Source organism: Streptomyces sp. S.PNR 29, assembly GCF_030386795.1.
In the GTDB taxonomy this organism is placed as follows: domain Bacteria; phylum Actinomycetota; class Actinomycetes; order Streptomycetales; family Streptomycetaceae; genus Streptomyces.
Window position 1 is genome coordinate 220,909 of record NZ_JANUQM010000008.1, and the last position, 21,006, is coordinate 241,914.

Annotated in this window: 17 protein-coding genes; 9 read left to right on the plus strand and 8 right to left on the minus strand. The window is 71.5% G+C overall.

Features of this window, described 5'->3' with window-relative positions:
• Window positions 1-9: 9 nt before the first annotated feature.
• Together rfbC and NW895_RS22525 are read right to left on the minus strand one after the other, a co-directional pair.
• A complete protein-coding gene (gene rfbC / locus NW895_RS22520) occupies window positions 10-618 on the minus strand; it encodes a dTDP-4-dehydrorhamnose 3,5-epimerase (RefSeq protein WP_289937585.1) in 609 nt (202 codons plus the stop codon).
• Between the two features lie 4 nt (window positions 619-622).
• Entirely contained in the window at window positions 623-2,545 is a 1,923-nt protein-coding gene (locus NW895_RS22525) for a glycosyltransferase family 2 protein (protein ID WP_289937586.1), read from the minus strand.
• Between the two features lie 496 nt (window positions 2,546-3,041).
• On the opposite strand from NW895_RS22525, the gene NW895_RS22530 reads away from it, so the two are divergent.
• Window positions 3,042-3,548 carry a metallophosphoesterase gene (locus NW895_RS22530; protein ID WP_289937588.1) on the plus strand — a complete coding sequence of 169 codons (507 nt, stop codon included), beginning with the start codon at window positions 3,042-3,044 and terminating at the stop codon, window positions 3,546-3,548.
• A 142-nt stretch (window positions 3,549-3,690) separates the two neighbouring features.
• On the opposite strand, the gene NW895_RS22535 is transcribed toward NW895_RS22530, so the two are convergent.
• A complete protein-coding gene (locus NW895_RS22535) occupies window positions 3,691-4,452 on the minus strand; it encodes a ZIP family zinc transporter (protein WP_289937590.1) in 762 nt (253 codons plus the stop codon).
• Window positions 4,453-4,611: 159 nt separating this feature from the next.
• Here NW895_RS22535 and NW895_RS22540 point away from each other — a divergent pair, with 159 nt between their 5' ends.
• The 3 genes from NW895_RS22540 to NW895_RS22550 all read left to right on the plus strand — a co-directional run bounded on the left by NW895_RS22540 (window position 4,612) and on the right by NW895_RS22550 (window position 11,134).
• Window positions 4,612-7,047 (plus strand): SpoIIE family protein phosphatase, encoded by a 2,436-nt coding sequence (locus NW895_RS22540; protein WP_289937591.1) that lies wholly within the window; start codon window positions 4,612-4,614, stop codon window positions 7,045-7,047.
• A gap of 174 nt (window positions 7,048-7,221) precedes the next feature.
• Window positions 7,222-9,192 (plus strand): TetM/TetW/TetO/TetS family tetracycline resistance ribosomal protection protein, encoded by a 1,971-nt coding sequence (locus NW895_RS22545; protein WP_289937593.1) that lies wholly within the window; start codon window positions 7,222-7,224, stop codon window positions 9,190-9,192.
• Window positions 9,193-9,274: 82 nt separating this feature from the next.
• The gene (locus NW895_RS22550) at window positions 9,275-11,134 is read left to right on the plus strand and encodes a cellulase family glycosylhydrolase (RefSeq protein ID WP_289937594.1); all 1,860 of its coding nucleotides are present in this window, start codon (window positions 9,275-9,277) and stop codon (window positions 11,132-11,134) included.
• Here NW895_RS22550 and NW895_RS22555 read toward each other — a convergent pair.
• Entirely contained in the window at window positions 11,127-12,374 is a 1,248-nt protein-coding gene (locus tag NW895_RS22555; protein ID WP_289937595.1) for a YncE family protein, read from the minus strand. The genes NW895_RS22550 and NW895_RS22555 overlap by 8 nt on opposite strands.
• Before the next feature lie 193 nt (window positions 12,375-12,567).
• On the opposite strand from NW895_RS22555, the gene NW895_RS22560 reads away from it, so the two are divergent.
• Window positions 12,568-13,248, plus strand: a complete 681-nt coding sequence (locus NW895_RS22560) for a TetR/AcrR family transcriptional regulator (RefSeq protein WP_289937807.1) — start codon at window positions 12,568-12,570, stop codon at window positions 13,246-13,248.
• A gap of 216 nt (window positions 13,249-13,464) precedes the next feature.
• Here NW895_RS22560 and NW895_RS22565 read toward each other — a convergent pair whose 3' ends face one another.
• The 3 genes from NW895_RS22565 to NW895_RS22575 all read right to left on the minus strand — a co-directional run bounded on the left by NW895_RS22565 (window position 13,465) and on the right by NW895_RS22575 (window position 17,076).
• Window positions 13,465-14,700 carry a glycosyltransferase gene (locus tag NW895_RS22565; RefSeq protein ID WP_289937808.1) on the minus strand — a complete coding sequence of 412 codons (1,236 nt, stop codon included), beginning with the start codon at window positions 14,698-14,700 and terminating at the stop codon, window positions 13,465-13,467.
• 186 nt (window positions 14,701-14,886) lie between these two features.
• Window positions 14,887-15,249 (minus strand): nuclear transport factor 2 family protein, encoded by a 363-nt coding sequence (locus tag NW895_RS22570; RefSeq protein WP_289937596.1) that lies wholly within the window; start codon window positions 15,247-15,249, stop codon window positions 14,887-14,889.
• 72 nt (window positions 15,250-15,321) lie between these two features.
• The gene (locus NW895_RS22575; RefSeq protein WP_289937597.1) at window positions 15,322-17,076 is read right to left on the minus strand and encodes an ABC transporter ATP-binding protein; all 1,755 of its coding nucleotides are present in this window, start codon (window positions 17,074-17,076) and stop codon (window positions 15,322-15,324) included.
• Between the two features lie 138 nt (window positions 17,077-17,214).
• On the opposite strand from NW895_RS22575, the gene NW895_RS22580 reads away from it, so the two are divergent.
• The 3 genes from NW895_RS22580 to NW895_RS22590 all read left to right on the plus strand — a co-directional run bounded on the left by NW895_RS22580 (window position 17,215) and on the right by NW895_RS22590 (window position 19,952).
• Entirely contained in the window at window positions 17,215-18,303 is a 1,089-nt protein-coding gene (locus tag NW895_RS22580; protein WP_289937598.1) for an S-(hydroxymethyl)mycothiol dehydrogenase, read from the plus strand.
• Complete coding sequence (locus tag NW895_RS22585; protein WP_289937599.1) at window positions 18,303-18,932, plus strand: MBL fold metallo-hydrolase; 630 nt, start codon at window positions 18,303-18,305, stop codon at window positions 18,930-18,932. Before NW895_RS22580 ends, NW895_RS22585 begins: the two co-directional genes overlap by 1 nt.
• A 105-nt stretch (window positions 18,933-19,037) precedes the next feature.
• Window positions 19,038-19,952 carry an SDR family oxidoreductase gene (locus tag NW895_RS22590; RefSeq protein ID WP_289937600.1) on the plus strand — a complete coding sequence of 305 codons (915 nt, stop codon included), beginning with the start codon at window positions 19,038-19,040 and terminating at the stop codon, window positions 19,950-19,952.
• A 5-nt stretch (window positions 19,953-19,957) separates the two neighbouring features.
• On the opposite strand, the gene NW895_RS22595 is transcribed toward NW895_RS22590, so the two are convergent.
• Window positions 19,958-20,185 carry a hypothetical protein gene (locus NW895_RS22595; RefSeq protein WP_289937831.1) on the minus strand — a complete coding sequence of 76 codons (228 nt, stop codon included), beginning with the start codon at window positions 20,183-20,185 and terminating at the stop codon, window positions 19,958-19,960.
• A gap of 104 nt (window positions 20,186-20,289) precedes the next feature.
• On the opposite strand from NW895_RS22595, the gene NW895_RS22600 reads away from it, so the two are divergent.
• On the plus strand, window positions 20,290-20,985 hold the full coding sequence (locus NW895_RS22600; protein ID WP_289937601.1) for a L,D-transpeptidase: 696 nt from the start codon (window positions 20,290-20,292) through the stop codon (window positions 20,983-20,985).
• The last annotated feature ends 21 nt before the right edge of the window (window positions 20,986-21,006 follow it).

Consider the following 21,006-nt stretch of genomic DNA (forward strand, 5'->3'; position numbering starts at 1 on the left):
CCGGTGTCGTCAGGTGCCGAGCGGCCGGCCGCGCAGCTGCTCGTAGTACGCGGAGCAGACCTCGTACGAGGGCAGCAGCCCCGCCCGCTCCGCCTCGGCGAGCGACGGCGCCTCGGCGTCCTTGGGGGACAGCACGGGGGACAGGCCGTCGGGCCAGTCGATGCCCAGCCGCGGGTCCAGCGGGTGCACCCCGTGCTCGCGCTCGGGCGCGTAGCCCGTCGAGCACAGGTACACGACGGTGGCGTCGTCGGTGAGCGCCATGAAGGCGTGCCCGAGCCCCTCCGCGAGGAACACGGCGTGCCGGGTGTCCTCGTCGAGGCGCACCGCCTCCCACCGCCCGAAGGTGGGCGAGCCGACCCGGATGTCGACCACGACGTCGAGGACCGCTCCGCGCACGCAGGTGACGTACTTGGCCTGGCCGGGCGGCACGTCGGAGAAGTGCACCCCGCGCAGCACACCCCGGCGGGAGACCGAGCAGTTGGCCTGCGCGAGGGACAGGTCGTACCCGGTCGCCTCCCGGAACTCCTGGCCGCGGTACCACTCGTGGAAGCTGCCCCGGTCGTCCGGGAACACCTTGGGCTCCAGGACCCAGGCACCTGCTATGTCCAGTGGCCGCACGCTGTCACACCCTCCGAGCCTTGATCAGGGAAGCCGCCTTGCCGAGTTCGCGCCGCACTCTGCGGGCCAGTCGCAGCAGGACGCCGGGGCGCGGTTTCCGGATCACCTGCACATCGCCGTTCCCGGCGCGCAGGGCGAGCGGCAGGAGGTGGAAGCGCGGCTCGGCGGCGTCCGGGGCCAGGCACACCGCGGCCCGCCAGGTCGCGCCCGCCAGCGTGGCGAGGGGCAGACCGGCCTCCAGCCGGGCCTGCGCGCCGTCCGCGGTGGGCGACAGCGTGCCGGCCACGTCGACGGATCCGCCGGACGAGGCGAGCCGTAGCACCACCTTGGTGTCGCCGGGGACGTACAGCGGCAGCACGGCATGGAACCGGTCGCCGGACACGGAGGCCGCCGCGTGGCCGAGGCCCAGCCGCTTGCCCGAGGCGCCCAGGTCCAGGGAGAGGTTGCCGTGCGGCTCGGTCCAGTACGGCAGGACCGCTCGGTCGGCGACGACCCCGGCGTGTGTGGCGGCACGGCCCGCGTGCGGCACCGGGCCGAGCCGGCACTCCTTGGTCCAGCCGCCCAGCTTGACCCGGACGACGGCGTCCCAGACACCGCCTCCCGGCAGGGTGGCCGGGTCGACGGTGACCGTCGTCCGCAGCACCAGCCGGACCCGTCCGCCGACGCCGACGGGCACCCTCTCGCGGGTGAACCGCACCGGCTGGAAGTGCTGTGCGGAGCTGGAGCGCTCGCGCAGCAGCAGGTCCGAGGTGGCCTTGCCGAAGCGGACGGCGGTCTGCGCACCCACCCAGGTGATCGCCTCGGAGATCTCCTTCGGCGGATCACCGAGGGGAGCGTTCGCGGGCTCGGCGGGGAAGGCCATCGGATCACCGGCGGAGGCGTACTCGGCGGAGAAGTCGATGCGCAGCACGCCGTCCTGCCACACGATGTCGCCGGACGTCACCTTGAGCGCGATGGAGTCCTCCCACTCCGCGAAGGCGACGGCCTCGTCGTAGCGGTTGGCGGCGATCAGCGCGGCGACGACCTGCTGCGTGGGCTGCAGCCCGGCCGCGACGCCGGGGCCGAAACGCTCCACGACGACCCCGTGGATCTCCTGGAACAGCTCCCGGCGGTAGTCGTCGGGCAGGACGAGGAAGCGCCGGCCGCGCACCCGCTCCACCATCTCCACGCGCAGCCAGCGACGGAAGAGCCGGTCACGTGCGGGGCCCGGCTCGGTGTACCGCTCGACGACGTCGAGGGCCTCCCGGAGGTTCTTGAAGTACCCGACCGGATCGAAGCGCTGGAAGCCCGCGTTGGAGGCGTCGTCGCGTCTGACGTGGTAGTAGCACACGTAGTCGCTGAGCACGGAGACGTTGTCCGCGCGCAGGTACGCCTCGGCGACGAAGACGTGGTCCTCCAGGCGCCGCCTGCCCTCGGGGAAACGCAGACCGGTGCGCTCCAGGAACGCGCGTCGCACCATCTTGTGCGGGGTGAGGCTGTCGATCAGCGGGGCGTTCTCAACGGTGGCACGGGGGTGGTTGCGGCGGAACAGCTCCACCGGCACGGGCCGCCCCTGGCCGGCCATCTTGCCGACGACGACGTCCGCGCCGTTCGCCACGCCGTAGTCGTACATCCGCTCCAGGGCCTCGTCGCCCAGGTAGTCGTCGTTGTCGACGAACATCACGAACTCGCCCCGGGCGGCGTCGATGCCGACGTTGCGGGGCTTGCCCGACCAGCCGGAGTTCTCCTGGTGGATGACCCGCATCCGGGGGTCCTCGGCGGCGAGCGCGTCGAGCCGGGCCGGTGTGGCGTCGGTGGAGCCGTCGTCGACGAAGATCACCTCGTACTCTTCCGGAGGCAGCGACTGCCGCTGCAGTGAGGTGATGCAGTCCTCGATGTACGTCCCGGGGTTGTACACAGGGACGATGACGCTGACCTTGACCGGCATCGGGCTACGGGCCCCCTCGGTTTCTTGCCGTTCACGTGCTGGTTGGTGCAGGTGGGCCGATGCTAACCCGATCGGAGGCCTAATCCATCTCTCAACCACCGACGAGACCGTCTTGTGAGCTCGCGTCAGCCGTGCGTCCTGCCGGCAGCTCCAGGATCTCATCCGTGGGGGCCGGCTGCGCCGAGGCGGGAGGCAGCCCCGCTGGACGCGGCCCGGCGGACACGGTCCCCGCGCCCCGGCCGCACCCGGCCCAGGAGCTGGGACGTCCTCGTCGGTGAACTCGCAGGTCTCCCGGGCGACCTCTGGTCCCTCGCACGGGTGATGCCGGTCAACTCGTCCGTGCCGGTGACGACTTCGAGGGCGGAGCACGGAGATGACCCGCATGGGAAAACCTTTCCGGGAATTTGAGGAGCGGCGCTGCCCGGCGACCGGGTCCGCCAGGTCCGTTCCCGGGAGGCGCGGAGCGGACAGTGCGCGACAGCCGTAGGCTGATCCTGTGCGCCTGCTGTTCATGTCCGACACGCACCTGCCCAAGCGCGCCAGGGAACTGCCCGAGCCGTTGCTGGCCGAACTCCCGCACGCGGACGTCGTGTTCCACGCCGGGGACTGGGTCGACACGGCCACGCTCGACCTGCTGGAGAGCCTCTGCCACCGGCTCGTCGGCGTGTACGGCAACAACGACGGACCCGGCCTGCGCGCCCGTCTGCCCGAGGTGGCGTACGCCGAGGTCGGCGGCGTGCGCTTCGGCGTCGTCCACGAGACCGGACCCGCCCAGGGACGTGAGGCCCGCTGCGCGGCCCGCTTCCCCGACCTGGACGTGCTGGTCTTCGGCCACAGCCACATCCCCTGGGACACCACCGCCGCCACCGGCCTGCGCCTCATCAACCCGGGCTCACCCACCGACCGCCGTCGCCAGCCCCACTGCACGTACATGACCGCCACGGCCGCGGACGGCCGCCTCACGGACGTGGAGCTGCACCGCTTGCCGCCACGACAACGGTGACCGTCCGGGGCGTTGTCGGTGCCGGGTGGTACCACGGAGGCATGGCTGAGACCCGTGTGACGCGCCTGAGGCGCGCAGTCCGTCCCTCGGCGTAGCCGCGCGTCGTGCCGCTGGTGATGTGCGCCGGGCCGGGGCCATGCCGTCATGCGTGGGAGAGCGCGAAGGAGAGCAGGAAGCCACTGACGGTGATCAGCCCCATGGCCAGGTGGGTGTCCTCGAACGCTTCGGGGATCATGGTGTCCGCGATCATGGCGAGGATCGCCCCGGCGGCCACCGCCGTCACACCGGCGATGACGGTGGGGGAGAAGGTGCCGACCACGGTGTAGCCGAGGACGGCCGACAGGGTGCTCGCGGCGGCGATCGCCCCCCAGACGCCGAAGACGTACGCCCGGCTCCGGCCGGCCTTCTTCATGCCCGCCGAGCTGGACAGTCCCTCGGGCACGTTGCTGATGAACACCGCTGCCACGGTGACCAGGCTGACCGCACCGCCGTCCAGCAGGCTCACCCCGATGACCGCGGACTCCGGCACGCCGTCGAGCAGCGCACCGAGCGCGAGTGCCGTCCCGGACCCGCCCTGCTGGTCCTCCGACGGCTGTGCCTGAGCCTGCTCGTGGCCTGAGCGCTTTCGATGCCGGGCGCCCCGGCGGGCCAGCCACATATTGCCCCCGGTGTAGGCGAGGGCCCCGACGAGCGTGCCGACGGCCGCGGGCGCGAGCCCCGCCTGTTCGTACGCCTCACCGACCAACTCGAAGGAAACCGCTGAGATCAGCACCCCGGCCCCGAAGGCCATCACGGTCGCGATCACCTTCTGAGCCACTCGCAGCCCGTACCCCAGCGCCGCACCCAGCAGCAGCGCCGAGCCCGCCAGCAATCCCCACAGTCCAGCCTGTACGACTTCAGCCATGCCCGCCCGTCTACCCGGGGCCGATCTGGATCAACAGCGACTGCGCCGGCCGGCCCCTTCTCCCAAGCTCAGCGCTCTGTTGAAATTTCTGCCTGTTTTAGAATGAATGCCGCATGTGTCGATTTACGGTCCGGTGCTGCTGAGGGCAGATGGGGCGCGATGATGCAATCGGGAACCACCGGGGACGAGCCGGCGGCATCGCCGGTGCAGGCCGACGGCGAGGCGACCACGGCCAGAGCCGTCGTGGACGCACACGGCATGGTGACCGGGTGGAGCGAAGGCGCACGACGGCTGGTGGGCTATCACGCGTCGGAGGTCGCGGGCCGGCCCGCCGCGGTGCTGCTCGCCGACGAGCTGCCCGCTGCCACGCTGCGATCCATCGTGGAACTGCGCCGGTGGAACGGCACAGTGAACCTTCGCCACAGGGATGGCCACCTCGTCCCCGTGAGTCTGCTGGCCCACCGCCGCATGCAGGGCCCCTCCGGCGACGGCGACGGCCATGAGTGGCTTCTCGTCTCGCCGGTGGCCCGCTCCCATGCGGAGCCCGACGAGGACGGTCTGCTCGGCTGGTCGCTCACCCAGTCCCCGTGCACCATGGCCCTCTACGACACCGGGCTGCGGCTACTGCGGGTCAACGCGGACATGGAACGCGTGATGGGCCTGTCGGAGGCCGAGATGCGCGGGCTGAGGGTGTCGGAGATCGTCCTCGACGCGGAGAGCGACCGCACCGAGCACCTGATGCGGCGGGTCCTGGAGACCGGTGAACGGCAGCATCTGCGGGCGACCCTGCAGTTGGCAGGCAGTCAGCGGGAAAGTCTGTGGTCGGTGTCGCTGGCGCCGGTGCGGGACCCCGACGGCACCGTCCAGGGCGTCCTGCTGTCCGCGCACAACATGACAGACGAGCACCTGGCCCGGCAGCGGCTCGCCCTGATCGCCGAGGCCGGGGTCCGTATCGGCACCACCCTCGACCTGGCCCGCACCGCTCAGGAACTGGCCGATGTCGCCGTCGGGCAGCTCGCGGACTTCGTCACCGTGGACCTGCTCCCCGACATAGACGACGACCAGGAACTGCGCGCCACGACGCTGGCCGACCCGGTCATGCTGCGCCGTGTGGCCAACCAGTCGGTTCTGCCGGGGTGCCCCGAAGCCGTGGTCGCGCTGGGCACGGTCGCCGTCTACCCGGCCACCTCACCCGCGGCCGAATGCCTGGCCTCGGGACAGCCCTCGATCCATCAGGTGACCCGGGCCGGGATGGCCAGGTGGGCGAACGAAGCTCCGGATCGGGCGGAACGCATGCGACGGTTCGGCTTCCACTCGGTCCTGGCGGTGCCCATGCGTGCCCGCGGCATCACGCTCGGCGTGGCCACCTTCTCCCGGCACCGGCGTGCGGACCCCTTCGAGCAGGACGACCTGCTGCTGGCGGCGGAGATCACCGCCCGAGCCGCCCTGAGCATCGACAACGCCCGCCGCTACACCCGGGAGCGCACCACCGCGCTGACCCTGCAGAGCAGCCTGCTGCCGCAGCGGCTGCCCCGGCAACCCGCGGTCGAGGTCGCCTCACGCTATCTGCCGGCCAGCGCGCAGGTCGGCGTGGGAGGCGACTGGTTCGACGTCATCCCGCTGTCCGGCGCCCGGGTGGCCCTCGTCGTCGGCGACGTCGTGGGGCACGGGATTCAAGCCTCGGCCTCCATGGGACGGCTGCGCACCGCCGTGCGCACCCTGGCCGATGTCGACCTGCCGCCCGACGAACTCATGACACACCTGGACGATCTGGTGAACCGGCTGTCGGCCGAGGCCGGGGAGCCACCCGGCAGCGCCGCCGACATCGGCGCCACCTGCCTGTACGCCGTCTACGACCCGGTCAGCCGACGCTGCTGCCTGGCACGCGCGGGCCATCCGGCGCCGGTCCTGCTCACCCCCGGCAGCGAGCCACAGCTCCTCGACCTTCCCGCCGGGCCCCCACTCGGCCTGGGCGGTCTGCCGTTCGAATCGACCGAGATCGAGCTGCCCGAGGGCAGCCTGCTCGCGCTGTACACCGATGGTCTCATCGAGGAGCGTGGCCGCGACCTCGACGACGGGATCGACGCCCTGCTTCAGGTGCTGGCCCGGGCGGGGCCCTCCTTGGAGAGCACCTGCGACACCGTGCTGCAGGCGCTGCTCCCGGACCGCGCGGCCGACGACGTGGCACTGCTGCTGGCCCGGACGCACGCCCTGGATTCGGCCCACGTGGCCGCCTGGGACGTACCGCCGGAACCGTCCGCGGTCGCCGACATCCGCGGCAGGGTCGGCCGGCAGTTGCAGGAATGGGGCCTTGGGGACGCCATCTTCGTCACCGAGCTGCTGGTCAGCGAACTGGTCACCAACGCCATCCGGCACGCCGAGCCACCCATCGAACTGCGCCTCATACTGGACCGTCACCTGATCTGCGAGGTGACCGACGCCAGCAGCACCGCGCCGCACCTCCGCCGAGCCCGCGTCTACGACGAGGGCGGGCGTGGCCTGCTTCTGGTCGCCCAGCTCAGCCGGAGCTGGGGCACCCGCCACACGCACCGCGGAAAGACCATCTGGGCGGAGCAGGCGCTGCCGACCGGCTGACGCGTCAGCGGCACCCCCGCACCCTTGTAGCGCATTAATCCGTTGTGGCCGCACCTCTCGGTCTGCTGCACTGCACGAGACCAGCCGTCGAAGAGCCGAGGAGCTCAAGGATGCGTGCACCGTTCATGTCCCCCCAGGCAGCAATGGCCCCCTCCCCGAAGGACATGACGGTTCGTGCACGTGCTCAACTTGGGCATTCTCGCGCATGTCGACGCAGGTAAGACCAGCCTGACCGAACGGCTGCTGCACACGGTCGGCGTGATCGACGAGGTCGGCAGCGTCGACGACGGAAACACTCAGACCGACTCGCTCGCGCTGGAGCGGCAGCGCGGCATCACCATCAAGTCCGCCGTGGTCTCGTTCCCCCTCGACGGCGTGACGGTCAACCTCATCGACACCCCCGGCCACCCGGACTTCATCGCCGAGGTGGAACGCGTGCTCGGTGTGCTCGACGGCGTCGTGCTGGTGGTCTCCGCCGTGGAGGGCGTGCAGGCGCAGACCCGCGTCCTGATGCGCACGCTGCGGCGGCTGCGCATCCCGACCCTCCTCTTCGTCAACAAGATCGACCGGCGCGGTGCGCGCTACGAGGGCATGCTGCCCACCGTCGCCGAGCGGCTCACGGCGGCGATCGTGCCGATGGGCACCGTCACCGGCGCCGGAACGAGCGACGCCCGCTTCACCCCGGGGCTCGCTCCGGTCGCGCTCGACGTCCTCGCCGACCACGACGACGGCCTGCTGTCCGCCTACGTCGAGGGCACCGTCACCGGCGACCTGCTCCACGCGGCCCTCGCCGCCCAGACCCGGCAGGCCCTCGTGCACCCCGTGTACGGCGGCTCCGCCCTCACGGGCGCGGGCGTGGACGCGCTGCTCGCCGGCATCAGGGACCTGCTGCCCGCCGCCGGCGGCGACCCCGGCGGCCCGGTCTCCGGCACGGTGTTCAAGGTCGAACGTGGACCGGCGGGGGAGAAGGTGGCGTACGCGCGGATGTTCTCCGGAACGCTGCGGGTGCGCGACCGCGTCCCGTTCGGGGACGCCGGCGCCGAGGGCAAGGTCACCGCGATCAGCGTCTTCGACCGGGGCACGCAGGTCGCGCGGGACGCGGTCGGCGCGGGCCGGATCGCCAGGCTGTGGGGCCTGACCGACATCCGGATCGGTGACGCCGTCGGCCGCCCGCGGAAGGCGTACGAGCACTTCTTCGCGCCGCCGACCCTGGAGACCGTCGTGGTACCCGGCCCGGGCGTGGACAACAGGGCCCTGCACCTCGCCCTCACCCAGCTCGCCGAGCAGGACCCGCTGATCGGCCTGCGGTACGACGAGGTGCGGCAGGAGATCTCCGTGTCCCTCTACGGCGAGGTGCAGAAGGAGGTCGTCCAGTCCACCCTCGCCGACGAGTACGGGCTCGACGTCGGCTTCCGCGAGACCACCCCCCTGTGCATCGAACGGCCCGTCGGCAGGGGAGAGGCCGTCGAGTTCAACAAGAAGGACCCCAACCCGTTCCTCGCGACGGTCGGTCTGCGCGTCGAGCCGGCGCCGGTCGGCTCCGGAGTCGGCTTCCGCCTGGAGGTGGAGCTGGGCTCCATGCCGTACGCCTTCTTCAAGGCCGTCGAGGACACCGTGCGGACCACGCTCGCCCAGGGCCTGAACGGCTGGCAGGTCACCGACTGCACGGTCACCATGACCCACAGCGGCTACTCGCCCCGGCAGAGCCATGCCCACCAGGGCTTCGACAAGAGCATGTCCAGCACCGGCGCCGACTTCCGCGGTCTGACCCCGCTGGTCCTGATCGAGGCGCTGCGGCGGGCGGGCACCCGGGTCCACGAGCCCATGCACCGCTTCCGGATCGAGGCCCCGGTGGACACCCTCGGCGCCCTCCTGCCGGTACTGGCCTCACTGACGGCCGTACCGCACACCACCGAGACCCGGGGCGATACCTGCCTCCTGGAGGGCTCGGTGCCCGCGGCCCGGGTGCACGAGCTGGAGCAGCGGCTGCCGGGGCTCACCCGCGGCGAGGGCGAGCTGGAGAGCACCTTCGACCACTATGCGCCAGTCACGCACGGCACGGTTCCACAGCGGCCGCGCACCGACCACAACCCGCTGAACAGGAAGGAGTACCTGTTGAACGTGACACGCCGGACGGGCGGGTGAGGCATACGGGGTGGCCGAGAGGGAACTTACTCCAGAGTCAGGGGTGTTGACGGTGTCCTGATATCGCCGGACTGTAGTGGACATGCCGACTATACGAGCGCGTCTGCTGGTTGTCCTGGCTGTCCTCTTCGGCTCCCTGTCGGTGGCGGGCGTCCCACCCGCCACCGCCGCGCCCCCTCCCGGCTCCCTCTGGTTCGACGACCCGACCGTGAGGGTGCAGAACGGCCGCTTCACCGACGGCTTCGGCCGTGAGGTCGTACTGCGGGGCTACAACGTCTCCGGCGAGACCAAGCTGGCGGAGAACGGCGGTCTGCCCTTCGCCTCGGTCGCCGACGCGAAGAAGTCGGCGACCGCGCTGCGCGCCCTCGGCGGCGGCAACGCGGTCCGCTTCCTGCTGTCCTGGGCGTACGCCGAACCCGTGCGCGGTCAGGTCGACACCGCGTACCTGGACGCCGCCACCGCGCAGATGCGCGCCTTCCTCGACGTCGGCATCCGTGTCTACCCCGAATTCCACCAGGACCTCTTCTCCCGGTACCTCTTCGACGCCGACAGCTGGTACACGGGCGACGGCGCCCCCAAGTGGGCCGTGGACGCCGGTGACTACCCGGACGAGTTCTGCGGGATCTGCCTGTTCTGGGGCCAGAACATCACCCAGAACGAGGCCGTGAAGCGGGCGGCGCACGACTTCTGGCACAACGCCCGCGGGGTGCAGGACGCCTTCCTCACCACCGCCGGGAAGACCATGGCGTACATCGAACAGCACGTCGGCGCCGATCAGTTCAAGGGGATCGTCGGCTTCGACCCCTACAACGAGCCGCACCCCGGCAGCTACGACTCCGGTCAGACCAGCCGCACCTGGGAGCGGGACGTGCTGTGGCCGTTCTACGAGCGGTTCCGGGCGCGCATGGACGCGGCCGGCTGGCAGGACAAGCCCGCCTTGGTGGAGCCCAACGTCTTCTGGAACGCCAACCTCGACTTCCAGAAGCAGGAGGGCGGCCTGCTGGACGCCGGCAAGCTCGGCCCGCGCTATGCCTTCAACACCCACTTCTACGACCAGAAGGCCATCTCCGGCGTCTTCATGTGGGGCAAGGCGCAGGACGGCCAGTACGCGAACGACTTCGGCACGGTCCGCGACCGGGCCGCCGCCGCGCAGACGGCCGCCGTCGTCAGCGAGTTCGGTCATCCGCTCGCGGGCAATGTCTCCGACAAGGCGCCGACCGTCCTCAAAGCGATGTACCAGGCCCTCGACTCCCGTCTGCCGGGAGCGCGTTGGTGGTCCGACCCGGCCTCGTCCGGACCGGTGCTCTCCGCTTCCCAGTGGCACTGGGACATCTACAGCGGACGCCACCACGAGCTCATGAACGGCAACCCCGACAAGGTGCAGACCGCGGGCGACGCCTGGAACGACGAGGACTTCTCGGCCGTACGCCTCGACGACTCCGGGAAGGCGACGCTGCGTCAGGACGCGCGGCTGCTGGACCGGCTCTACCCGAGCGCCACGGCCGGGACGACGGTCGCCTTCACGTACGAGGACCGGTCCCGGGACGGCTCGACGACCCTGACCTGGAACCCGGTGCCGAGTTCCCTGCCGAACGTGGCGCGGCTGGTGGGCTCCGGCCAGTACGGGCTGCTGCTGTGGCGCTCGGGCGAGGGGTCGGCGCCCACCGAACTGCACCTGCCGGCGTCCTTCCCGGCCTCGGGGACGACGGTCGTCTCCGACCTGGGCGCGGTGCACGCCCCGCCGTCGTACACGTCGGCGACGCCGGTCGCCGTGGCCTTGGAACCGGGCGACACGGGAAGCCGCCGCCTGCTGCTCACCGACAAGGACACCGGTGTCCTGCACTACGCGCTGGTGACCAACGGCGCGACGGCTCCCTCGGCGGACCTGCTGGACGCGGCCCGCGCGGAGCTGGCCGCGTGGTCCGCCAAGGCCGTCAGCTAGCGGACGGGCTCGTCCAGTTCGCCGTCACATGACCGAGACGTACGCGCTGGGGGTGGTCGCCGACCGGGACGGACACCGTCTTCTCGCCGGTGGCGAAGTCGATGGCCGTGACCTGGTCGGCGCCGCTCTCGGACACCACGCAACTCTTGCCGTCACCGCTGACGGTGGCCCAGTAGGGCTTGGCGGCGGTGACGAGCGGGCCCTGCTGGAGCGTGCCGCGGTCGACGACGGTCGCGTAGTCGTCCATCGTGCCGGCGACGCACAGCTTGCTGCCGTCGGGGCTCATCGACAGGCCGTGGTGGCGAGAGTCGTTGACGAACGTGGTGCGGTCGTCGCTGGTCGACGGGTTCTTCGGCAGGGTCTTCGTACGGGTGATCTTGTCGGTGGCGAGGTCGTACTCGAAGAAGCCGTTGAAGAACGACACCTGGAAGTACAGCTTCGACTCGTCCGGGGAGAACACGGCGGGCCGGACCGCGTCGGAGTAGTCCTTCAGGCCGATCGCGTCGAGGCGTTCGCGCATGTCGATCACCTTGACCTGCTTGAACGTCGTCGCGTCCACGACCGTGATGCGCCGGTCGCCCTTCGTCCAGTCCAGCCACGGGGCGTCGGTCTGTGTGTTCACGTCGCCGATGGCCATGTTCCAGATGTACTTGCCGTCCTTGGAGAAGATGTTCTCGTGCGGCTTGTCACCGGTGGCGAACGAGCCGAGCTGCTTGCCGGTGACGATGTCCAGCACGTGCACGGTGTTCGCGGTGGAGGCCGAGACGGCGACCTTGGTGCCGTCGGGGGAGACGGCCATGTGGTCGGAACGGTAACCCGACACGGGGAAACGCCAGTTGATCCGCCCGCTCGCCAGGTCGATGGAGACGACGTCGGCGAAGCTCGGCCGGGAGACCACCACGGACGTCCCGTCCGGTGTGGAGTACATGTCGTCGACGAACTGGTCGTGGCCCTCGCCGACGCTGTTGCGGATCGCCATGAAGTAGATCCACTTGATGGGATCGGCGTTGATCTCCGCCATCCGCTCGTCCTTGTCCGGGATGACGTCGACCCGGCCGATGCGCGCCAAGTCCCCGGTGGACTTGATGACGTCGGCGGTGCCGTCCCAGTTGTTGCCGACGAACATGACCTCCCGCAGCGCGGCGGTGGAGTCCGCAGCGGCGGCGGTCGCGGGGACGGTGGCGGTGAGTGCGAGGGCGGCGGCTACGGAGCGAAGGTGCCTGCGTCGGAAGGCCGGCATGGCTGCTCTCTCCTCTGGTGGCTGTATGACTGGGGCATGCCAAGGCGGTCGCGACGCCAGGGCGCGGTGCGGCAAATTCTGAACACGCGTGCTTTCAGAGTGAACTTACTGCAAAGTAAGGAAGGGGGGCCCTTCTCCACAAGACCGCGTGCACGACAAAATTGGCTCCTGGGTGAGGAAGGGAGGGCGCCGGGTGGCGGGCAGGCTCAGAGCGCCGACCGGCCGCTACGGCGGCAAGTCCGCCGAGGAACGGCAGGCCGAGCGGCGTCGGCGCTTCCTGGACGCCGCGCTCCAGCTGTTCGGCGGCTCTCCCGGCTACCGCGGCACGACCGTCGCGGCGCTCAGCGAGGCGGCGGGCCTGTCGACACGCCAGTTCTACGAGGAGTTCCGCACCCTTGAGGACGTGCTGGCCGCGCTGCATCTGCAGGTCAACGACTGGGCCGAGGAAGCGGTGGTGGAGGCGGCGGCCGGAGCGGCGGACCTGCCGCTGACCGAACGTGCCACCGCGATCTTCCGCGCATACGCCGCGAACGTCACCGGTGACCCGCGCCGCATCCGCATCACCTTCGTCGAGATCATCGGCGTCAGCCCGCGCCTGGAGGAACAGCGGCTGGCCCGCCGCGCCAGCTGGGTCGACCTCATCTGCACGGAGGCCCGGGCGGCCGCCGCCCGAGGGGAGGCGGCGCCCCGCGACTACCGGATCGCCGCGACGGCGTTCATCGGCAGCGTCAACGGCCTGCTCCACGACTGGAGCGCCGGGTGGGTGGACGCGACGCTGGACGAGGTCGTCGACGAACTGGTCCGCCAGTTGGTGGGCATCCTGCGGCCGCCGGGATGGCGTCCTCCGGGCGGGGTTGTCGAGGGACGGGGGTAGGGCGCTGGCCGGGACGCGACCGACCGGAGGAGGGACCGTCGGAACCGGGCCGCGGCACGGCCTGCGCCGTCCGGCGCTCGCCCGACCGGCACCGCGGTGCGGAGGCCTGCGAGGCCCGTCGGCGTCCAGGCCCCGCGCCGTGGCACGTCCTTCTCCACGCGGCCGGCGCGTTCCGGGGCCGCCCGCCGACCAGTCCGTCACCACCCGGACGGGTCACTACGCCCGGCCGGCGACCCGCGCCACCGCCTCCACCACGGGAGTGACCCCGTCCTCCGCGCGTATACGGGCGCCGAGGGCCCGCGCCCGCTCCCGGTACGCGGGGTCGCGGGTGGCCCGAACGAGTGCCGAGGCCAGCGCGTCGGCCCTCAGCCGCCGCAGCGGTACGACGCGGGGCGCCACGCCGAGGGCGACCAGCCGTGCGGCCCAGAACCCCTCGTCGAACTGCACCGGCACGGGCACGGCCGGGACCCCTGCGCGCAGCCCGGCCGCGGTCGTGCCGGCGCCCGCGTGGTGGACCACGGCGGCCGTCCGCGGGAACAGCAGGGAGTGCGGCACCTCACCGATCGTCAGCATGTCGTCCCCGGCGGCCTGCAACTCACCCCAGCCGCGCTGGATCACCCCGCGCAGCCCGGCCCGGCGCAGGGCCCGTACGATCTCGGCGCTCAGCCCTTCGGGATCCGGCACGGTAGCGCTGCCCAGGCCCACGAAGACCGGCGCGGGACCCGCGTCCAGGAACTCCCGCAGCCCGAGCGGCAGTTGCTCCTCACGGTCGTACGGCCACCAGTAGCCGGTCACCTCCAGGCCCGCCCGCCAGTCGCGCGGCCGGGGCACCACCAGCGGGCTGAAGCCGTGGAGCACCGGCGGCCCCTGCCGCTCCCCGCCCCGCCACGCCGTGACCGTCCGCCGCCGGGGCAGCCCCAGCCGAGCCCGTACGTCCGGCACGGCCTCGGAGAAGACGCGCTGCACGGCCAGGGACACACCGTGCCCGGCGATCCGGTTGCCGACCGGCCCCAAGGAGCGAACGCCCAGCACGGACGGCGGGAACTCGCGGGTCGGAATGCGCGGTTGAAGATGAAGACTCAGCATCGGCAAGGACATTCCCTCGGCGACGGCGTGCCCCAGCGGCTCCAGCGAGGTGGCCACCAGCAGCACGTCACTGGCCCGCGCGGCCGCCAGGACATCGTCGGTCATCCGCCCGACCAGCGCCCGCGCCAGCGCCACCACCCGCACCAGCTTCCCGACCCCGGTCGCGCTGCGATGCAGTCCCCGCCCCCGCGAGGATTCCAGCTCGGCCCGTGGATCGACCGGCAGTGGATGGAACCCGACCCCCGACCCCGCCACCAGCGCCTCGAAGCGGCTGTGTGTGACCAGGGTGACCTGGTGCCCGGCCCGGACGAGTCCGTGTCCGAGTCCGGTGAACGGGGCCACGTCGCCCCGGGATCCCGCCGTGATGATCGCCACGCGCACGACGGTAAGTATGGCGCCGCGGCGGCCGGTCCGGGGAGAGTGCCCCGCGCCGAGGGGCGGTTTCACGCCTTCCGGTGTCCGCGCCTCGCCCAGCCGCCGCACTCACATGATCCACTCCGGGCCGGTGGTCCTACTCGCCCGGCAGTCACCTCGACCGACCTGCCTTTCTCCCTACTCGTCCCAGGCCTGGACCAGAGTCTGCTCGGTGATCTTGCCGTCCCGCAGCGAGAGCATCGACTCGGAGAGCACGCGGACCCCGTCCGCGTACACGCAGGACTCGCTGTAGGCCGCCTGATCGCCCTGCACCACGCACCGCTCCAGCTTGTGCGTCATGTCGCGGCTGTAGACGTCGTCGAGCATCCGGGCGATCTCGTCGCGGCCGTGCAGGACCTTGGGGTGGCTCGGCTGGGTGGTGCGGTCCACGATGCGAAACTCCGCGTCGTCCGCGTAGAGCGACAGGAGGGTCTCCGGCTGTCCCTCCACACCCCGGCGCAGGGTCTCGGTGTCGAAGGCGGGCTGTGCCGCGGTTCCCATGGTGACCTCCTTCGATGGCCGTCCTCTCCTTCGAGGCTCCTCCGCCCCGGCAGGCCCGGCAAGCGCAGTGGCTCACTCACCCCCCGCCAGGAACTGGGTCGCCGCCAGCTCCGCGTACAGCGGATCGGCGCTCACGAGCTCGCGGTGGGTGCCGACCGCGCGGACGCGGCCCGCGTCCATCACGACGATCCGGTCGGCCATCGTCACCGTCGACAGCCGGTGCGCGACGACCAGCACCGTCGTCGTCCGGGCCACATCGGCGATGGTGTCCCGCAGCGCCGCCTCGTTCACCGCGTCCAGCTGGGAGGTGGCCTCGTCGAGCAGCAGCAGCCGGGGGCGGCGCAGCAGGGCCCGGGCGATGGCGACGCGCTGCCGCTCGCCCCCCGACAGCTTGGTGCCGCGGTGCCCCACGAGCGTGTCCAGGCCACTCGGCAGGCGGGCCACCAGCCCGTCGAGACGAGTCGTCTTCAGTACGCGGGCGAGCGCGGCCTCGTCCGCCTCCGGATGGCCCAGCAGCAGGTTCTCCCGCAGCGAGCCCGACAGCACCGGCGCGTCCTGCTCCACGTATCCGATCGCGGCCCGCAGCTGCGGCAGCTCCCAGTCCGTGAGGTTCCGGCCGTCCAGCGTGATCTCGCCGGACTCCGGATCGTAGAACCGCTCGATCAGGGAGAAGACGGTGGTCTTGCCCGCGCCGGACGGGCCGACGAACGCCGTCATCCCCTGCGCGGGCACGGCGAACGTCACCCCGTGGTGGACGTACGGCAGGTCCTCGGCGTACCGGAACCGCACGTCGTGGAAGGCGAGGGCGGCCGGCTCCGCGCCGGTGGCGGGCAGCGGCGCGGGCCGGGCCGGCGGTTCGGCGGGCAGGCGCAGTGCCTCCTGGATGCGGGCGAGGGCCGCCGAGCCCGTCTGGTACTGGGTGATCGCGCCGACGACCTGCTGTATCGGCGACATCAGATAGAACACGTACAGCAGGAACGCGACCAGCGTGCCGACGTCGATCGCGCCGGTCGCCACCCGCGCCCCGCCCACCGCGAGCACCGTGATGAAGGCGATCTGCATCGCCAGCCCTGCCGTGTTCCCCGCCGCCGCCGACCACTTGGCGGCGCGCACGCTCTGCCGCCACGACTCCTCGGCGGCCTCGTGCAGCACGCGCTCCTCGCGGTGCTCGGCGCCGGACGCCTTCACCGTGCGCAGCGCGCCGAGCGTCCGCTCCAGCGCGGCGCCCATCACGCCGACCGCGTTCTGCGCCTGCCGGCTGGCCCGGTTGATCCGCGGCACGATCACGCCGAGGACCGTGCCGGCGGCCAGGACCACGGCCAGGGTGACACCCAGCAGCACCGGATCCACCAGGCCCATCATCACCAAGGTGGCGACGAGTGTGAGACCGCCCGTGCCGAGGCCGACGAGCGAGTCGGTGGTGACCTCGCGCAGCAGCGTGGTGTCGGAGGTGATACGGGCCATCAGATCGCCCGGCTCACTGCGGTCGACGGACGTGATGCGCAGCCGCAGCAGATACGACGACAGTGTGCGCCGCGCCCCGAGCACCACCGACTCGGCGGTGCGCCGCAGCACGTACGAACCCAGCGCTCCCACCGCCGCGTTGGCGACCACCAGCCCCGACATGACGAGCAGCGCACCCGTGATGGCCCGGTCGTGCGCCAGGTCGTCGATGAGCCCCCGCGCCACCAGCGGCAGCAGCAGCCCGGTGGCCCCCGTCACCAGCGAGAGCACCGCGCCGGCCAACAGGGCCCACCGATGCGGCCGTACGTATCCGAGGAGCAGCCGCCATGCGGGCGGACCGCTCTGCGTCTCTGCGATGCTCACGGTGCTCCTTCGGAGTCCGACGGATCCCTCAGGCTACGTCGGCGCCGCTGCGCGCGGCTTGCCGATTTCCGACGCATGTGGCGTAGCCGCACGTAGGGTTCGAGGGAACGAACACCGGTCGAGGAGAGGGGCAGCACCATGGCGCAGGAAGTTCGTGGGGTGATCGCATCGGGCAAGGGTGAGCCGGTGCGTGTGGAGACGATCGTGGTGCCGGATCCGGGGCCGGGTGAGGCGGTGGTGAAGGTGCAGGCGTGCGGGGTGTGTCATACCGACCTGCATTACAGGCAGGGCGGGATCAGTGACGACTTTCCGTTCCTGCTGGGGCATGAGGCGGCCGGGGTGGTGGAGTCGGTGGGCGCGGGTGTCACCGAGGTGGAGCCCGGTGACTTCGTGATCCTGAACTGGCGCGCGGTGTGCGGCCGGTGCCGGTCGTGTCTGCGGGGGCGGCCCTGGTACTGCTTCGACACCCACAACGCGCGGCAGAAGATGACGTTGGCGGGCAGCGGGCGGGAGCTGTCGCCGGCCTTGGGGATCGGTGCGTTCGCCGAGAAGACGCTGGTGGCGGCGGGGCAGTGCACGAAGGTGGATGCGTCGGTGTCTGCGCAGGTGGCGGGGTTGCTGGGGTGTGGGGTGATGGCCGGGATCGGTGCGGCGATCAACACCGGCGGGGTGGGCCGGGGGGACACGGTGGCGGTGATCGGCTGTGGTGGTGTGGGGGATGCGGCGATCGCGGGGGCGCGTCTGGCCGGGGCGGCGAAGATCATCGCGGTGGACATCGACGACCGCAAGCTTGAGACGGCCCGGGCTATGGGTGCCACGCACGCGGTGAATTCGCGCCGGACGGATGCGGTGGAGGCGGTCCGGGAGCTGACCGGCGGGTTCGGGGCGGATGTGGTGATCGAGGCGGTGGGCCGGCCGGAGACCTACCGGCAGGCGTTCTATGCGCGGGATCTGGCCGGGACGGTGGTGCTGGTCGGGGTGCCGACGCCGGAGATGAAGCTGGAGCTGCCGCTGCTGGACGTCTTCGGCCGGGGCGGGGCGCTGAAGTCGTCCTGGTACGGCGACTGCCTGCCCTCGCGGGACTTCCCGATGCTGATCGACCTGCATCTGCAGGGCCGCCTGGATCTGGCCGCGTTCGTGTCGGAGACCATCGCGCTGGATGAGGTGGAGCAGGCGTTCGAGCGGATGCATGCCGGGGATGTACTGCGTTCGGTGGTGGTGCTGTGATGACCGCCCGCATCGAAGGGCTGGTGACCTCCGGGCAGTTCACCCTGGACGGCGGCAGCTGGGACGTGGACAACAACGTGTGGCTGGTCGGCGACGACCAGGAGGTCATCGTCATCGACGCCGCCCACGACGCCGACGCCATCGCCGCAGCCGTCGGCGGGCGCCGGCTGGCGGGGATCGTGTGCACCCACGCCCACAACGACCACGTGGGCGCCGCTCCCGCCCTGGCCGAGGCGACCGGCGCGATGATCTGGCTGCACCCGGAGGACCTGCCGCTGTGGAAGCAGACCCACCCCGACCGTGACCCCGACGCCTGGCTGGCCGACGGTCAGGTCATCGACGTGGCCGGCACCGAGCTGAGGGTCCTGCACACGCCCGGCCACGCCCCCGGCGCCGTCTGCCTGCACGCCCCCGCCCTGGCCACCGTCTTCACCGGCGACACCCTCTTCCAGGGCGGCCCGGGCGCCACCGGCCGTTCCTACTCCCACTTCCCGACCATCATCGACTCCCTCCGCGACCGCCTGCTGACCCTCCCCCCGGAGACGAAGGTCCTCACCGGCCACGGCGACGCCACCACCATCGGCACCGAAGCCCCCCACCTCCAGGAATGGATCCAGCGCGGCCACTGACCGCGTTCTCCGTCACGGTCACCTGCCGGAAAAGGTGACAGAGGATGTCCGGCTTCATCGGCACCCTCGAAGCGGAAACGCTTGCGGGCACACGGGAGGCCGGACATGTCACAGCCGCTGGAAGGCAAGATCGCACTGGTCGCCGGGGCGACCCGGGGAGCCGGGCGCGGCATCGCCGTGGAACTCGGGGCGGCCGGGGCCACCGTCTACGTCACCGGGCGCAGCACCCGCGCCCGGCGATCGGAGTACGACCGGCCCGAGACCATCGAGGACACCGCCGACCTGGTCACCGAGGCCGGCGGGCAGGGCATCGCCGTACCCGCCGACCACCTCGACCCGGAGCAGGTCCGCGCACTCGTCGACCGCATCGCGCAGGAGCAGGGCCGACTCGACGTCCTCGTCAACGACATCTGGGGCGGCGAGCACCTCTTCGGATGGGACTGCCCGGTCTGGGAGCACGACCTCGACAACGGGCTCAGACTCCTCAGGCTCGCGGTCGAGACCCACGCCATCACCAGCCATCACGCCCTGCCGCTGCTGCTGCGCCGGCCCGGTGGCCTGGTGGTCGAGGTGACCGACGGCACCGCCGACTACAACAGCGACCACTACCGCACCTCCTTCTTCTACGACCTCGCCAAGGCGTCCGTCCTGCGCATGGCCTTCGCGCTCGGTCACGAACTGGGGCCGCGCGGCGCCACGGCCGTGGCGCTGACCCCGGGCTGGCTGCGCTCGGAGATGATGCTCGACCACTTCGGCGTACGCGAGGACAACTGGCGCGACGCCCTCGACCGCGTCCCCCACTTCGCCATCTCGGAGACACCCCGTTTCGTGGGCCGCGCCGTCACCGCGCTCGCCGCCGACCCCGAGGTGGCGCGCTGGAACGGCACGTCCCTCTCCAGCGGAGGCCTGGCGCAGGTGTACGGCTTCACCGACCTCGACGGCAGCCGCCCGGACGCCTGGCGCTACCTCGTCGAGGTCCAGGACGCGGGCGGACCGGCGGACGTGACCGGGTACCGGTGACCGGGTCAGCCCTGGTGGGCCGGCGGTAGGGGCCGGCGCGCCCCGTGGCCGGGCGGCAGCGCGAGGTCGTCCCGTACGGCGGTGCAGTAGCCCTCGCGCGCGGCGCGCTGCCGTTCCAGCAGACCGTGCCAGGACGCCGTGACCGATGTGGGCGGGCCGGCGGCGGACAGGGCAGCGGCGGCATTGCGCGAACGGGGCGCCCGCAGCCGGCGCCGTCGCGGCGTACGAGCCACGGAATGTCACCGTTTCGTCGCAGGGTGAAGCTCACCACAACCGATTGCGCCGGACACGGGTCTACCTGGCAGAGTCGCAACGTACGAAGGGGGAAGGGCCCGCCATGAGGACCACAGCCAGACGCGGCGCCGTCGCACTCGGGATCACCGGGCTGGTGGCACCACTCACACTCGCGCTCGGTGCCGCGCCGGCACAGGCCGCGAGCTGCACCACACAGACCGGTCCGTACCAGAAGCAGGTGGAGAAGTTCCTCGGCCGCCCGGTCGACGGCAGGCAGTCCGCCGCCGACTGCAAGGCCATCCAGGCCTTCCAGAACAAGCACGGCATCACGCCGAACGTCGGGTACGCCGGTCCCGTCACCTGGGGCGTGATGGACCTGATGAACAAGCAGAAGGCCGTCGGGACGAACCCCAACAAGGACGGCAAGTGCCCGGTGAACAAGGGCCGCATCGCCTGCGTGAACCTCACGCTCCAGCTGAGCTGGATCCAGGACGGCAAGAATCTCGTCTACGGCCCGGTGCCGGTCCGCACGGGACGTGACAAGTACGAGACCCGCACCGGTCTGAAGAAGATCTACTGGCGGGACATCGACCACGTCTCGTCCATCTACGACGTGCCGATGCCCTACAGCCAGTTCTTCGACGGCGGCCAGGCCTTCCACTCGGTCGGCGTCAGCATGTGGAACCCGCCGGGCTCGCACGGCTGCGTCAACATGACCACCACCGACGCCAAGAAGTACTGGTCGCTGCTGAAGAAGGGCGACGACGTCTACGTGTACGGCCGCAAGCCGGGCACCTGACGTGCCACAGGGCCCGGCTCG